At 57.8% G+C, this 14,440-nt stretch carries 13 protein-coding genes; 1 reads left to right on the forward strand and 12 read right to left on the reverse strand.

What is annotated here, in order from left to right:
* Positions 1-30: 30 nt before the first annotated feature.
* The 10 genes from BLO51_RS19865 to BLO51_RS19910 all read right to left on the reverse strand — a co-directional run bounded on the left by BLO51_RS19865 (position 31) and on the right by BLO51_RS19910 (position 11,226).
* Positions 31-759, reverse strand: coding sequence for a glycosyltransferase family 2 protein (locus tag BLO51_RS19865; RefSeq protein WP_090674641.1), 729 nt, complete (start codon positions 757-759; stop codon positions 31-33).
* Entirely contained in the window at positions 759-1,865 is a 1,107-nt protein-coding gene (locus BLO51_RS19870) for a glycosyltransferase family 2 protein (protein WP_090674643.1), read from the reverse strand. Before BLO51_RS19870 ends, BLO51_RS19865 begins: the two co-directional genes overlap by 1 nt.
* A gap of 53 nt (positions 1,866-1,918) precedes the next feature.
* Complete coding sequence (locus BLO51_RS19875) at positions 1,919-2,677, reverse strand: glycosyltransferase family 2 protein (RefSeq protein WP_245719747.1); 759 nt, start codon at positions 2,675-2,677, stop codon at positions 1,919-1,921.
* A 68-nt stretch (positions 2,678-2,745) separates the two neighbouring features.
* A complete protein-coding gene (locus BLO51_RS19880) occupies positions 2,746-3,651 on the reverse strand; it encodes a dTDP-4-dehydrorhamnose reductase family protein (RefSeq protein ID WP_342672432.1) in 906 nt (301 codons plus the stop codon).
* 203 nt (positions 3,652-3,854) lie between these two features.
* Positions 3,855-4,118 (reverse strand): hypothetical protein, encoded by a 264-nt coding sequence (locus BLO51_RS19885; RefSeq protein ID WP_090674647.1) that lies wholly within the window; start codon positions 4,116-4,118, stop codon positions 3,855-3,857.
* A 107-nt stretch (positions 4,119-4,225) separates the two neighbouring features.
* Positions 4,226-5,377, reverse strand: a complete 1,152-nt coding sequence (locus tag BLO51_RS19890) for a CgeB family protein (protein ID WP_090674649.1) — start codon at positions 5,375-5,377, stop codon at positions 4,226-4,228.
* Positions 5,378-5,422: 45 nt separating this feature from the next.
* Positions 5,423-6,538, reverse strand: coding sequence for a CgeB family protein (locus BLO51_RS19895; protein WP_090674650.1), 1,116 nt, complete (start codon positions 6,536-6,538; stop codon positions 5,423-5,425).
* A 19-nt stretch (positions 6,539-6,557) separates the two neighbouring features.
* Positions 6,558-7,022: a dTDP-4-dehydrorhamnose 3,5-epimerase family protein gene (locus BLO51_RS19900; RefSeq protein ID WP_090674652.1), complete on the reverse strand. Its 465-nt coding sequence runs from the start codon at positions 7,020-7,022 to the stop codon at positions 6,558-6,560.
* Positions 6,979-7,869, reverse strand: coding sequence for a dTDP-4-dehydrorhamnose reductase (gene rfbD, locus BLO51_RS19905; protein WP_090674653.1), 891 nt, complete (start codon positions 7,867-7,869; stop codon positions 6,979-6,981). Before rfbD ends, BLO51_RS19900 begins: the two co-directional genes overlap by 44 nt.
* A 273-nt stretch (positions 7,870-8,142) precedes the next feature.
* Positions 8,143-11,226 carry a leucine-rich repeat domain-containing protein gene (locus tag BLO51_RS19910; protein ID WP_090674655.1) on the reverse strand — a complete coding sequence of 1,028 codons (3,084 nt, stop codon included), beginning with the start codon at positions 11,224-11,226 and terminating at the stop codon, positions 8,143-8,145.
* A 270-nt stretch (positions 11,227-11,496) separates the two neighbouring features.
* Here BLO51_RS19910 and BLO51_RS19915 point away from each other — a divergent pair, with 270 nt between their 5' ends.
* Complete coding sequence (locus BLO51_RS19915; protein ID WP_245719748.1) at positions 11,497-12,978, forward strand: MDR family MFS transporter; 1,482 nt, start codon at positions 11,497-11,499, stop codon at positions 12,976-12,978.
* Between the two features lie 164 nt (positions 12,979-13,142).
* On the opposite strand, the gene BLO51_RS19920 is transcribed toward BLO51_RS19915, so the two are convergent.
* Entirely contained in the window at positions 13,143-13,919 is a 777-nt protein-coding gene (locus BLO51_RS19920) for a DeoR/GlpR family DNA-binding transcription regulator (protein WP_090674656.1), read from the reverse strand.
* Positions 13,920-14,154: 235 nt separating this feature from the next.
* On the reverse strand, positions 14,155-14,424 hold the full coding sequence (locus tag BLO51_RS19925; protein ID WP_245719749.1) for a DUF3951 domain-containing protein: 270 nt from the start codon (positions 14,422-14,424) through the stop codon (positions 14,155-14,157).
* Positions 14,425-14,440 lie beyond the last annotated feature (16 nt).

The following is a 14,440-nucleotide window of genomic DNA, read 5'->3' on the forward strand; positions in this document are numbered from 1 at the left end:
GCCCGGGACCACGGTATTTACCCAGACGGTTCATATAAAAGCATGCGGATCGACGCCCCATTTATCGATAAACTTTTGGCGGTTCGTTTTCAGCAAGGCCTTGATTTTATCCCGGCTTTCCAATTTGAAGCTGGCACTGCCGCGGTGGTAGATGAACGCATCCCCCACGATAAACAGACGGTATCCGGCTTGCCGGGCACGGTAACAATAGTCGTCGTCTTCAAAATGCCCGGGCGAAAACCGCTCGTCAAGCTCCCCGATCCGGTCCATCAGCTCCCGTTTGAACAGGAAGCACAGTCCGACGATCCGCTCCGTCTCACGCCATTGGAGGCTGTCCGGCTGATTCATGCGAGCCGCCATATCGGCAATCGAGGTGAAAGGCTCCTTGATCTTCTGCTTCCCGCTGGCATAGTTCGTCATCGGCCCGACAAGGCCGACATCGTCGCTGCTGTACAGGCAGCGCATCATATTGTCCAGTGCGCCTGCCGTCATCTGCGTGTCGTTGTTGAGCAGCATCAGCGCATCGCCTGTAGAGACCCGCAGCCCGAAGTTGCAGGCAGCGGGAAACCCGCGGTTACCGGGCAGCGAGACGAGCTTGACTTTATGTTGAAGGCACAGCCGGAGCGACGGGTCGGAGGAGCCGTTATCTACCACGATCACTTCGTGAGGCATGGTTACGTGCTTCCGAATCGACTCCAGACACGGAGACAGCCATTTGGCCCCGTTATAATTCGGAATAATGATACTAACGGTTTCCATTAGGAATCGCCTCCGATATAGTGCCGTTTGCGCATCACGTCCGGATAAACGAGCCGCTCGCCCAACTGGTCGCCGGCCAGCTTCAACGCTTCCAGGTGGTCTCCGACGATCATGGAGGTGACCGGACTGCGGCGGCCCCTGTCTAGCATCCGCCGCTTGCTGCCCCGGATGACGTTAACCTGACCCGCCTTGCCGACCCGCAGCTTCCGGAGTACGGCCAGCGCGTGCGCTTTGGGCGGTACCGACAGCAGCTCAAGACCCAGCGTCTCTATCGCCCGACGCGATAAGGCGTGCGGTACGGCCGTGAGCGAGCAGGCCTTCAGATCCGGTCTGCCAAGCGCCGTGTTTAAAAATTGCTTCATGATCGTGACGGAATCCTGACGGTCAATACGACTCAGGTACGGCTGGACATTGTTGAGCGCTACGTCCAGTCCTTTTTCGATTCCGTGAATGAAGGGCACGAGCTTCTTCGCCGGAATCGGCATGTCCCCATTGGTGAAGAGCAGGATGTCGGCCTTTGCCAGCTTGGCCCCGACCGACCTTCCTACGTCGTGACCAAGCGCCTGCGGATAAGACAACACGATGGCCCGGGAAGCTGCTCTGGCTTTCCGGAACGTATTGTCGACCGAGCCGTTGACGATCACATAAATCTCGTCCGTGAGCCGGCTTGCTTCCTTCAGCACAGCGGCTATCGTGCGTCCTTCGTTCTTGGCCGATACGATAACGGCTACCGTGCGCTCCGTCGGGAGCGGCACCCAGTTGGGCGCAGGCCGGTTCATGCCCACGAAGAAGCCCCGGACGTACCCGGCGGCAGCTTCGTGATAGCGGCCCCCCGGGTAACCGGTCAAGCCGCGCTCCTTCACCCGCGCTGACCAACCCCGGTTCAGCAGCCGGCGCAGCCCTCTCCCGCCGTCCGGAGGCTTGAGCGGCGCATCCTTGCGGCCGAGCCGAAACCCGAGCCGGTAAGCGGCCCCGCCATGCGCCCGCTTCTTCCGCGCAGGCGCAGCCGATACGGTCGCTTGGCCGTTCTCTTCCGGCGGCTGCATGCGAATCTGCCGGCCTCGAACCGCCGGATTGTCAACCAACATCGCCTGTTGCTGCCTCATCGATGAAATCACCTCACGCTGTTGCGGTTTCGCATCAAATGGTTATGGGGCCCTCATTCGCCTGTCGTCGTGAGCAACCAGCGAACCGCCTCCAGATGGTCCCCTACGATCAATTGACCGACCGTATCGGTGCCAAGCGACGTCCATTGCCGCTTGCGCAGCGGATTCAAGCGGCCGACCGGTACCAGATGAACCGGCCTCACGACAAGCCCCTTTTGCACGGCCATCGCGTGCGCCTTAGGAGGCACCGCCAGCGCTCCCGCTCCGATCGCTTCAAGCGCCTTGCGGCTGATCGCATGAGGAACCGTCGTCATCGAGGTTCCCTTCAGATCGGGCCGGCCGAGCGCCGCATTCAGCGCATGCTTCGCCAGCACGACCGGATGAGTCCTTCGTCTATGGATCGGTCCCAAATAGTGGTTCAAAGCCACATCCACTCCGCTGTGCACCGCATGAACGAACCGTCTCAGATCGCACGCGGGAATGACCATATCGGCATCGACGAACAACAGGATTTCCCCGTTCGCATGGCTGGCTCCGATGCTGCGTCCGACGTCGTGACCGAGCGGTTCCGGGAAGCTGATGACCCTCGCACCCATCGATTCGGCGATTTGCTCCGAGCCGTCGGTCGAGCCGTTGGCCACGACGATGATTTCCAGCTTCTCCGCCCCGATCTTCGTCACTTCCCGGAGCACGGCAGGCAGCTTTTGTACCTCGTTGATCACGGGGATAATAACCGAGACGTTCGCCGTCCGCACCGCAGCCGCCTCCAGCATGGTACCTCCCCGTTTACGAGACTTGCGAATGTGTCTCACCAGAGCTTCCCCCTCTCCATCAAACAATTCCGCAATACTCCTGCCCCAGAAAGAAGCGCCGCTTCCCGTTACCGGACCGGCTGCATCCATTCGCGCAGTTCTTCGAGCATGCGATCGTGGCCGGGCACGGCAAAATCAAGCTCGGGGCGGGTCGATCGCAGCGTACGGTCCAGCGCGACGGCATCGTCGGGCCGGATGCGGACATCCTGCTTGTCGAATATCCGCCTCATTCGCTCCAGCAGCTCGTATTTGCTGATCGTCTCAGCCGCGGTCAAATGAACGATGCCGCTTAAGCGGTCTCCCCGCTCCGCCGCACAATGAATAAATCTCGCCAGCTCCAGCGTTGTCACCCCGTTCCACAGCACGCGGACAAACCCGCGGATTTCCCCCCGCTGCCGCAGGAACCATGGAAGCAGCCCGCTGCCTTCCTCCCGCAGCTCCGGCCCGATCAGCGACGTGCGAATCGTCAGATGCGGCGCGCGAACGACTTCACCGAGCGCCTTCGTTCTGGCATACGCCGTCGTCCCGTCGGGCACGTGACGTTCTTCGTAGCGGCCGCGGTCCCCCAGAAATACGCTGTCGGTGCTGATCTGAATGAGGCGGGCTTGAAGCCGGTCGGCTAACTCCGCAAGCTGGTGCGGGAACAGACCATTGATCCGGACGGCCTCAAGCTCCCTTTGCCTGGCCGCATCGTACATAATACCGTGAGCGTTGACAATCAGCTCGGGACGAACGGCCTCCACCAGCTTGTCGACCATCACGCTATCCGACGCGTCAAGACGCAGACCCGCTCCCGGGAGCGGGTATTCGCAGTCTGATTTTCCATACTCCGTCGTATAGAATACTTCATACGAAGTGTGCGCGGCCAAATACCGCAGCAGCATGTGTCCTGCCATCCCATCGCCGCCGATCACGAGCACTCTCTTCGGCTCCTGCCTCCCGTACGGCCGCCTTTCCTCATCGCAGTGACTCACCACCAATTGACGCCTCCCCGATTGCAATCCAAGTCCTATACTATATTAGGAAATGAACCGGGCCGGCACGACATTTACCCAATCGGCCGCCTAAAGAGGCGGTTCCATGCCTGTCCACATATCGAGAGGGCTTGTCCGGCTCGCAGGATCGAAGGGCCGGACATGCCTCCTTGAGAAATATCCGGCATGTAACGGCGCTCCGTTCAGCCTTCCGGCGCTCCGCCGTCTTGAAGCCCTTTGGCGAAGCCCGACGCAAAGCCTTCCTTGTATGCCTTGTTGAATGCTTTGTTGTAGACTCGCCGGAAAATGCGCGGCCTTGGCTTTACAGCACGACGCCGTCGACCCGTCTTCGGCGCACGGCGTCGGGCCGTCCGTCGGTTGCGGATCGGCCGAAGGCTTCGCTTCCCCTTTCGGACCCGGCGCGGCTTGCTCCTGCCCGCCCGCTTGCTCGCCATGCGTTTAGCCATCCTCCGCCCCTCCTTTCATCTGCATGCATCTATACACCCTATGCGGATGGATGCGGAAACGGACGAAGTCAGTCGCCTATTTCGCAGCAGCAGGCAAGCTAAACGCATCAGCCGGGAGCGCCCCCGAACAAAATGCGCATCATTTGCGCGATCCTATGGGCATACGTATGCTCCTGCATGGTGCGCCGCAGCGCATTGAGCGCGATAAACCGCCGCTCTTCTTCATGATGCAAGTAATAATCGATTTTTTGCATCAACTCGCCGGGCGACGCATAGGTGACGATCTCCTGTCCCGGTGTATAAAAACGGGTAATATCGCTGCGGATATCGGTGAGCAGCAGCGTCCCGCAGCCCGCGATCTCGAACGTCCGCGGATTCGGCGATACGGCTCCGATGTATTGGCTGTTGAAGTTATAGGTCGGGTCGTCCGTTGCCCGGTGCAGATTGATCACAATTTTCGTCCCGTTGTAATGCGCGGCCGTTTCCTCCGCCCCCATCCACTTGTTCAGGGCGATCTTTCGGCGCAGCATCCGAAATTGGCGCAGCCTCTGCCACCAGATGCCCGCGATGTACGTATTTCTCGCCGCCAGAAAAGGCGTCATCCGATTGAAAAAGGCTACCCGATTCCAATAGGCGGAGCCGATAAAGCTGATATCGTGCCGGTATTTGGCCGGAATCCGCTTCGGCCGAAAGATCGACGAGTTCGCGGCAAAAGGCAAGTAGTGGACCTGCTTGCAGCCGAGCCGGCGGTAAAACTCCACACAGGTAAGCTCAAGCGTAAATACGACGTCGTAATGCGTGACGAGGGGCAGTGTCAGATCTGTGTAATACGGATCGTCCGTAAGCCAGATCGCCGTACGGATTCCTTCAGCCCGCAGCTCGTCGATCCGCTCGCCGGATATCGTCAATCCTTCCAGCACGAGTACGATGTCGGGCCGCGTCTTCATGGCCGCGGACTTCAAATCCTGGGTCGGCTTCCGAACAATCAGCTCGCGTACCAGCAGCCGCAGCGCCCCGATAATGGACTCGTCCAGCGGCGAATACGGGGGGCCTTTGCCTGAGGTCACATACATGACCCGGACGTCCCACCAGCCGACCGGATCGTTCGGCAGCAGCCGCATGACAGCATCGCACCGGCCGAAATGATAGCCGCCGCTCAAGCCGAGCCGAAACCCGCGCTCCCAACCGCTTTGCGAAGCGGCGCGGCGGCGGGCTCGCGACACTCGCTTTACGTTGGAGCGTGCTGTTTTTCTGGACATGCTCCTGTCTCCCTTCTTTGGGTTAGTTGCTTGACGCTTGCCCCGTCAGTAGCCGAGTAAGCCTAGCAATTGACCGATCCGCGTGACGAACGAATGCTCCTGCATGGTCCGCCGCAAGCCGTTCAAAGCGATCTTCTGCCGCTCGGCGTCGTGCTTTAAATAATAGTCCAGCTTATCGATCAGTTCGCCGGCCGACCGGTAAATATCGAGCTCTACACCCGGCGTATAATAACGGGTCAGATCGTCGCGGACGTCGGTAAGCTGCATCGTTCCGCACGCGGCGATTTCATAGGTGCGCGGGTTGATCGATTGGCCGGAAAGACCCCGGAGGTTGCGGTGATCTCTTCCGTGACGGTGGCAGCCCCGGTGCAGGTTAATGACGATTTTGGCCCCGTTGTAGTAGTGAACCGTTTCCTCGATTGGAATCCAGCCGTCGCGTACGCTCCGCTTCAGCAGCCGGTACAACCGCATTCGTTCCCACAGCCCGCCGCCGACGATCACTTTTTTGCCCGACAAATACCCGGCAATTTGATCGAAGAACCGGACGCGGTTCCAGAACGCCATCCCGATGAAACATATGTCGGCATGGTAGCCGGAACTGATGGGAACGGGCCGGAACACGTCGGTATCGACGGCCAGCGGCACGTACAAAACTTGAGAACAGCCGAGCGACAAATAGAACGGCACACAGCTCTGCTCATGCGTCGCCACGGCGTCGTAATGCGGAGCGATCGCTGCGGTATCGTCCGAAAAATACGGATCGTCTGCGAACCAGATCACCGTACGAATGCCGAGCTCCCGAATCCGGCCCACCTGCTGCAGATGATCGGCGGGAAAGACGTGAAGCCCGTTCAGCACTAGCAGCAGATCGGGCCGGTGCTGCTCCGCCAGCTCGAGCATGGCATCCGACGTTCCGACGACGGTTTCCCGGACCGTCCGCCGCAAGGCGGCAATGACGCCGTTATCGATGGCCGGAAAGCCTTGCGGGATATACAGCACTTTCAGGTCATACCAAGCTGGCGCAACCGGCGGGGTCAACTTCCGGACAGCCTCGCTCCGTCCGTACCGATACCCTTGTTCGTAGCCGAGAAGCCCTCCCGTACGGCTTCCCTGCTGCCGCACGGCCGCTTTCCGGCGTGCGAGTTGTTGAGTCCGGCTCATTGCGGTCACCCCCTATCGATTACCGGAACCGGGTCGTCCAGTCGAAGCCGATCGCAGGATCGTCATACGCAATGCGGTATTCGTCAGGCTGCCCCGGATCGTAAGCCAGATTGGTAAAATAAACGATTGTCGCCGGCTTGACGCCGAGCACCCGGTATCCGTGAGCGACGCCCCGCGGAATAAACAGCAGATACGGGTGGTCTTCGCCCATATAATGCACGGACGTTTGCCCATGCGTCGGGGAGTCGGCCCTCATGTCATGCAGCACGACCTGCGCGTGCCCGCTCGGAAAGAACCAAATGTCGTCCTGCCGTTTATGATAATGAAACGCCTTGATGACGCCCGGAAACGACATGGACAGCGACGCTTGACCGAACCGTCCGAACAAAGCGTCGTCCTCCCGCAAAATTTCCATAAAAAAGCCGCGGTCGTCGCTGTGCCTAACCAGCGGCTTCGATTGGACTCCTTCGATCGCCGTTTTCATCGGTCTTCCCCCAATCGTTGCGCAAAAATGCCTCCAGCGCCGTTTTCCAATCTCTCATTCTCGGCAATCCGGCGAGCCGCAGCCCCCGGTCCGCGAAAGCCGAATGCGCCGGCCGGGGCGCAGGCAGCGCGTAATCGTCCGAGCGGGCGGGCCGGACCGCAATACCCGTGTGCCCGGCCAGCTCCAGAATCGTCTTGGCCAGCGCCCATCGGGAGCAGTACCCCCGGTTCGCCACATGATAAATGCCGTAACGGTCCGTTTCCAGCAGTCCGCCGATGCATTCGGCCAAATCGTACGTGTAGGTCGGCGAACCGAACTGATCGTCGACGACGGTCAGCTCCTGCTGCCGTTCCGCAAGCGCCAGCACCTTCGTGACAAAGTTGTTTCCATCCTTGCCATACAGCCATGACGTCCGGACGATAAAATGCCGCGGGCATACGGCCTGCACGAGCTGCTCGCCGAGCAGCTTGGATTTGCCGTATACGCTGAGCGGATTCGTACGGTCCTGTTCGTCGTACGGCTCCCCCTTGGTGCCGTCGAACACGTAATCGGTGCTGACATACACCATCTTGGCCCCAACCGCTTCCGCGGAGATGGCGACGTGGCTGGCGCCGATCGCGTTAATCCGGTACGTCTCTTCCGGCTCCGCCTCGGCTTGATCCACCTTCGTATAGGCCGCCGCATGCACAATCGCCTCGGGCTTCGCTTCCGCAATGAGCCGCCGTACCGCCTTTTCGTCGGCGATGTCCAACTGCTGCCGGGTGAAGGCCGTGCAGTGCCACCGCCCGAGCACCCGGACGAGATCCCGGCCCAGTTGCCCCCCGGCGCCGGTAATGAGTATTTTCATACGCCCCCCCCTCTCGTCATCGGACGCAGCCGGGTACCAGTGCCGCCTGCGAGTATTATGCCTTTCATCGCGCTTCTCCTTTCTCTCGTATGATGAGTGCGCATGGTTGGTACGGATGAATGCCATGCTCCTATGATATGCACCCCACGGGCAGGTCTGGTGGACGAATACCATACGGGCCGAAAAATTGGCTCTTGTACCGAAAAATAGGGAAACGGCAAAAAGCCTGTCTCCGTTAATAGAGACAGGCCCGCTGTATAACAATAACCCGCTTTATTCGTCATACCAGTCCTTGCGGTATCCTTCCTTGAACTCGCCCTCGTACTCCGACTTGCCGTCCGTGTCGAACAGCTTGCCCCGTCCGTGCGCCTTCCCTTCCGCAAGCTCGCCTTCGTACGTCGTGCCGTCGGCGTAATACAACTTGCCGGTACCGTTGCGCGCCGTGTTGATGCCGGACAGAGGCTTCCCTTTGGCATCCGCGAAGCTGCCGCCCTCGCCGAATTCGGCGTATTCGAAGGCCCCCGTGTAGACGGTGCCGTCGGCATAGTACAGCTTGCCTTGGCCTTGGAATTCGCCATCCTCAAATTTCCCTTCGTAGAGCAGGCGGCCTTCTTTCGTATAGACCTTCCCGCTGCCCGACCATGTGCCGTAATCGAATTCCCCTTCGTACTGCAGCTTGCCGTTTTCGTAGAACGATTTGCCCTGCCCTTTGGCGTAGCCGTCCACGTACGCGCCTTCGTGCCATACATGCCCGTCCAGATCGAAGCTTTGCCCGAAGCCGCTTCGTTTACCGGCCCGGTATTCGCCCCGGTAGTTCAGCGTGCCGTCCTCGTTGTACGTTTCGCCCCGGCCCTGTCGGAGGCCGCCTTGAAATTCGCCTTTGTATACCGTGCCGTCGGCGAAGCGGTATACGCCTGTGCCCTGATCCGCTCCGTTCGCGACCGGCTTCCCGGACGAATCGGCGAAGGAGCCGCGCTCGCCGTATGCTCCTTCTTTGAATTCTCCGGTGTACGTATCCCCGTTATAGTACGTCAGCTTGCCCTGGCCGTGATAGAGCCGATCGCGAAACCCGCCTTCGTAGACCGCTTTGTCCTTCCGGTACTCCGTGCCTTGACCGTTTATCGTTCCGTCCTTGAATTCGCCGGAGTAGATCAGGCGGCCCTGCCAATCGTATTCCTTGCCTTGACCGCTGTATTCTCCGGCCTTGTAGCCGCCCTCGTAGAGCAGCTTGCCTTCCATATTATATTCCTTGCCTTGTCCGCTGCGCTCCCCGTCCGCATAACGTCCTTCGAACTCCAGCTTGCCCTCCTCGCTGTATATCTTCATCTCGCCGTTCATCACGCCGCCGAGGAACGATCCTTCGACCCGTCCGGCCGTCAGAACATGGAACACCCCTTGTCCGTTCGGCTCTCCTGCCGCCGTCTCCCCTTCGTACCAATCGCCGTTGGCGTAGAACCGAAAGCCCTTGCCGTCCTTCACCGGGTCAAGCGTCTTTCCTTGCGCATCGAGGAACGTCCCCTTGCCGAACTCCCCGTCCACGAACATTCCCTTGTACACCGCTCCGCTCGAAAAATACATCGTCCCTTCATGAAAACGATTGTCCTTAAACGTTCCTTCGAACAGCAGCTTGTCTGAAACGAAATATTTGCCTTCGACCATCGTCTGGTTGTCGACTTTGCCCTCGAACCGTTCGCCGTTTGCAAAATAAACGATGCCGTGGCCTTTTTTGACATTGCGCTCGAATTCGCCGGTGTACTTTTCCCCTGTCGCAAAATAAACGGTTCCTTTGCCATGGAGGACGTTATCCTTGAAGTCGCCTTCATAGAGCAGACGGCCCTCTACGAACAGCTTGCCGTGGCCGTTCAGGCCGCCTTGGACAAAGTGACCTTCCAAGCGGTTTCCGTTTGACTCGTACTTCTTGCCCTGACCGTTCGGCAGATCGTCCCGGAACTCCCCTTCCATAAGTAAACGGCCCGCCGGATCGTATTGCTTACCCTGGCCGTGCTTGCTGCCGTCCTTCCATTCGCCTTCATATTCGATTTCGCCGCTGCTTGCGTATTGAATTCCTTTTCCGTTATACTTGCCATCCTTCAGTTCGCCGCTGTAGATTAGCCGCCCCTTCTCGTCGTACCGCTTGCCGGTACCGTTCGTGACGTTGTCGACTATATAAACGGCTTGCCTGTCCTGATTCCAGACGACCAGCTTGTCCGCGGCTTCCCCTACCAAACGCAGCGGCACCAGCGTCGTCCCGTTGCGAAGCTCCGGAGCGGCTGGCAGCTTGACGGGCTTCCCGTTCACGCGGGCTTCATCCTGCCCGATCGTCAGCACAAGCTCCAGCCCCGGCTTCATCCCGGTCACCTGACGCTGCTCTTCGTTCCATGCCACCTGCAGCCCAAGCTTCCCGAACACGCCGCGAAACGGCACAAGTACGGAGCCGTTCCGGTTAAGAGGCGGCTCCTCGAAGGCGATCCGCTCGTCGTCGACAAACACGTTGATGCTGCGCTCATAGCTTGGGAACAAAGACGAGTCAAACTCGACATGAACTCCTCGATCCTGCAGCGCCCGCACCGTATCCACAGAGGCCGCCTCCAGCGGGTTACCGCTGAGCCGCACCTCGCTCAGCTTGCTCAAGTCCGCCAGCACACGAATGTCTGTGATCTTGTTATCCCGTAGGTCAAGCGTCCGCAGCTCCTTCAGAGCGGCAAACCCCGAGAGGTCGACAAGCTGCGTATTCCGAAGCTTCAATTGCTGCACTCCCGCAAGCTTCGCAATCTCTCCCAGCTTGCCGAGCGGATTGCCGGACAAATCCAGATAGAGCAGTCCAGCCAGCGATCCGATGCCATCCACGGCTCCGATGCCCGTGCCGCTTGCCGCCAGGCTTTCCAGCTGCGTCAGCTTCCAAATCGGCGTCGGGTCCTGCAGCGGATTGCCGCTCAGGAACAAGTGCCGCAGCTTCGGCAAATCAAGCGGACGCACATCGGCGATCCGGTTATCCGACAGGTCCAAATAAGTAAGCTGTTTCAGCCCGCTAATCGGATAGACGTCGCTGATTTGGTTGCCGCTCACATCGAGCCGCGTCATCCGGTCGGCGTACTGCAGCCCGACCAGTTGTTCGATCGGCCGCGTTTTCTTGCCGTCCGAAGCCATGAGACGGGAAAGGCTTTTCAGGTCCTCCGGCGTCAGGTCGCCTTCCGGCTTTTTCAACTGGCTGCGGATCACCTTTTCCAGATTGGCGTCGGGCACCAAGGCGGCCGCCGCGCTCCATACGCGCTCAGTCGGAAGCAGCATAGCGAGCGGCGCCGCCATGACCCATACGGTTAGAAGCGTGATGGCATACATACGATTTTTACGGAACATGCTAGTGGATTCCCCTATTCGTTAAAATATGTGCAGACGATGGATTGATTGGTACTTTCGACATAATTCTACAGAACCAAGGAAATTCCTGCCTGCGCAAAACGTGATATCATGTCAACGCGTGAAAAATATTTTTTAGTTCTAAATAAAAAAATCACAATCGAAAAGAAATAACAGCCTGTGATTCATGTTACAATAGAAAAGCTGCTGAACAATTTAAAGGTAAAAGATCTGCTGTTTCCATGCTTTTACGAAGAGAGGAGTAACAACGTGGAGAACCATACGAAACCAAACGACAGCGGAGGAACATTCGGGAGTAGAGCCAACTTTCTGGTCATTATGGTTATGATTCTCGGGGTATTTGTAGCCATCTTGAATGAGACGCTCCTTAATGTCGCTTTGTCCAAAATTATGAAGGACATCGGGATTTTACCTAGTACCGCGCAATGGTTGTCAACCGGATACTTGCTGGTTATCGGGGTGCTTATCCCGGTCACCGCTTATTTAATTCAGAAGTTTACGACAAGAACCTTGTTCCTTACGGCCATGGGCTTGTTTACGCTGGGTACGCTGGCGGCGGCTGTCGCGCCGGGATTTGGCATGCTTCTGCTCGGCAGGGTGCTGCAAGCGTCGGGAACCGGTCTGCTGTTTCCGCTGCTGACCAATGTCGTGCTGTCTATGGTTCCTCTGGAAAGAAGAGGATCGGCCATGGGAACGATCGGTATCGTCATTACCTTTGCCCCGGCGATCGGACCGACGCTATCCGGGATCATAGTCGAGCATTTCAGCTGGCGGGTGCTCTTTTACGGCGTCATTCCGATCGCGCTGATCGTCATCGCCATCGCCTATCTGAAGCTTAAGAACGTAACCGAGACGAGGAATCCGAAAATCGATGTCTTGTCGCTCCTGCTCTCCACCTGTGGATTCGGAGGAATCGTATACGGCTTCAGCAGCGCCGGCGAAGGGCACGGAGGCTGGTCGAGCGGCGCAGTCCTGATTCCGGTTATCATCGGAGCCGTTTCTTTAGGCTTGTTCGTTTGGAGACAATTGACGCTGGCGGAACCGCTGCTGGATCTGAGAACCTTTAAATTCAACGTGTTCAGATTGTCGACGCTGATTATGATGATCGTCATGATGGCCATGTTTTCCGCGATGATGCTGCTGCCGATTTTCCTCCAGGGCGCGCTCGGCTACAGCCCGCTGCAAGCCGGTCTGGTCATGCTGCCGGGCGGGATTCTGATGGGCATTATGTCGCCGATTACGGGTCGGCTGTTCGATAAATTCGGCGCCAAGTGGCTGGCGGTCGTCGGGCTGGCGCTTATCGCCAATACGCTGTGGCAATTTTCCTCGATCACCCTGTCGACTCCGTACGCGATGATCATGATTTTGAATACGCTGTTGATGCTGGGCATTTCGATGCTGATGATGCCGGTCATGACCAATGCGTTGAACGAGCTCCCGCCGCGGTTATATCCGCACGGCACGGCCATTATCAGCACGCTTCAGCAGGTGTCGGGCGCGGTCGGGACGGCACTGCTGGTCGCGGTGATGACCAACGGGTCCAAGCATTTTCTGGAAAGCGCCGCAGGCGCCAAAACAGACGCTCCGCTGCCTATTCTGGCGATGATGGCCGGGATGAAGAGCGCGTTTCTGCTGGCCTTCGGCCTGGTCGTCGCCGCTTGGATCGTTTCGTTCTTCCTGAAACGGGCCAAGCCTTCTGGAGGCGGAAGCGAGCGGGTTTCCGCACACTAAGACGGTTTAACCTCCGGATCGCCTCACGCGATGGCGGACGCAAGAAGACGGCCCTCGCCGCATGGCGGGTGCCGTCTTCTTTGCTGACGTGAACTACGAAATTTGGATTTTGGCGATACCCCTATCTCCGTGCATAACACAAACATCCCATCCAAATCAACCGGTTAATCATGATGCTCTCCTTCGCCTGTGATCAGAAGCTCTACCTGATGCTGATGAAGCTCTTCTTTCATTTCGTCGCTCGGCTCCCGGTCTGTTACGATAATGTCGATTCCCTCCAGCCCGGCGACGCGGTGAAACAGCTTTTTGCCGAATTTCGTATGATCGGCCAGCACAATCACTTGGTCCGACTTGCGCATGATCTGGCGGATCAAATAGCTCTCCTCCTCGAACATGGTCGTCAAACCATGCGGCGCGATGCCGCATGTGCCCAGCAGCGCTTTGTCCACCTGATATTCGGACAGCATTTCCAGCGTCCGCGCCCCGTATACGAGCCGCTGCTCGTTATCGAGCAGGCCTCCGAGAAGATGGATGCGGATTTCGTCCTTTTGCGTCAGCATGCCCGCCAGATCGATCGAATTGGTGACGACCACATTGCGCCGGGTCCGCATAGATTCCATAGCGCAGCGAACCGTAGTGGAGGAATCCGCATACAAATAATCGCCGTCGTGAATCAGCGTCGCAACCAGCCTGCCGATCGCCTCCTTGGACGGGGTGTCCAGTTGCAGCCGCTGCTCGTAGTTCGGCACCTCCTTGGAGATCGACGGCAGCATCGCGCCTCCGCGGGTACGGATGATGCTCCCCTGCTCCTCCAGCTTAATCAGATCGCGCCGGGCGGTATCCCACGAGATTTGCAGCCACTCGCAAATTTCCGTGACGGTGATGCGCTGTTTTTCGTTCAGCTTCTGCAAAATCGCAATCAGTCTTTCTTCTTGAAACATGCGCAGTCTCCTTCCAAGGACTCCACTTTCGTTAAGTTTTTATACGTTATAATAAGTTAATTTAAGTGATATTCTTGATTATAAACCAAAATCCGCAGATTACAATAGTTTATACGGCACGTTTGATCCCATAATAAAACGACGGGGAAGGATCGTGATTCCTTCGCCCGCCGCTTAACGTTTTTCGATATAAAGCTTCAACCATCACATGAATGGTTGTTCCCCGAAAAGGCTTTTAATACGGAGCTTTTCTTATATTTTTGTCCTTATCGTCACCTTGCTCGTCTTTTTCTTCCTTCTCCTGCTTTTCTTCGTGAAATTCGATCGGCGTATTTCCCGTAATGTGATCGATAGGAGTATAATCGCTGTTCGGGATCGCCTCGCCGACAATCATCTTGTACATAATGATCGTAAGTAAAACGATAATTGGAACAATTAAAGAAAGCATCGTATATAAAGCAAAATCGTCCATGTTCCAGGCCCGTCCTTCTTCTTTATTAGCCATGCTTGTCCTTGCATTT

It is taken from the genome of Paenibacillus tianmuensis, assembly GCF_900100345.1.
Classification (GTDB): Bacteria; Bacillota; Bacilli; order Paenibacillales; family NBRC-103111; genus Paenibacillus_G; species Paenibacillus_G tianmuensis.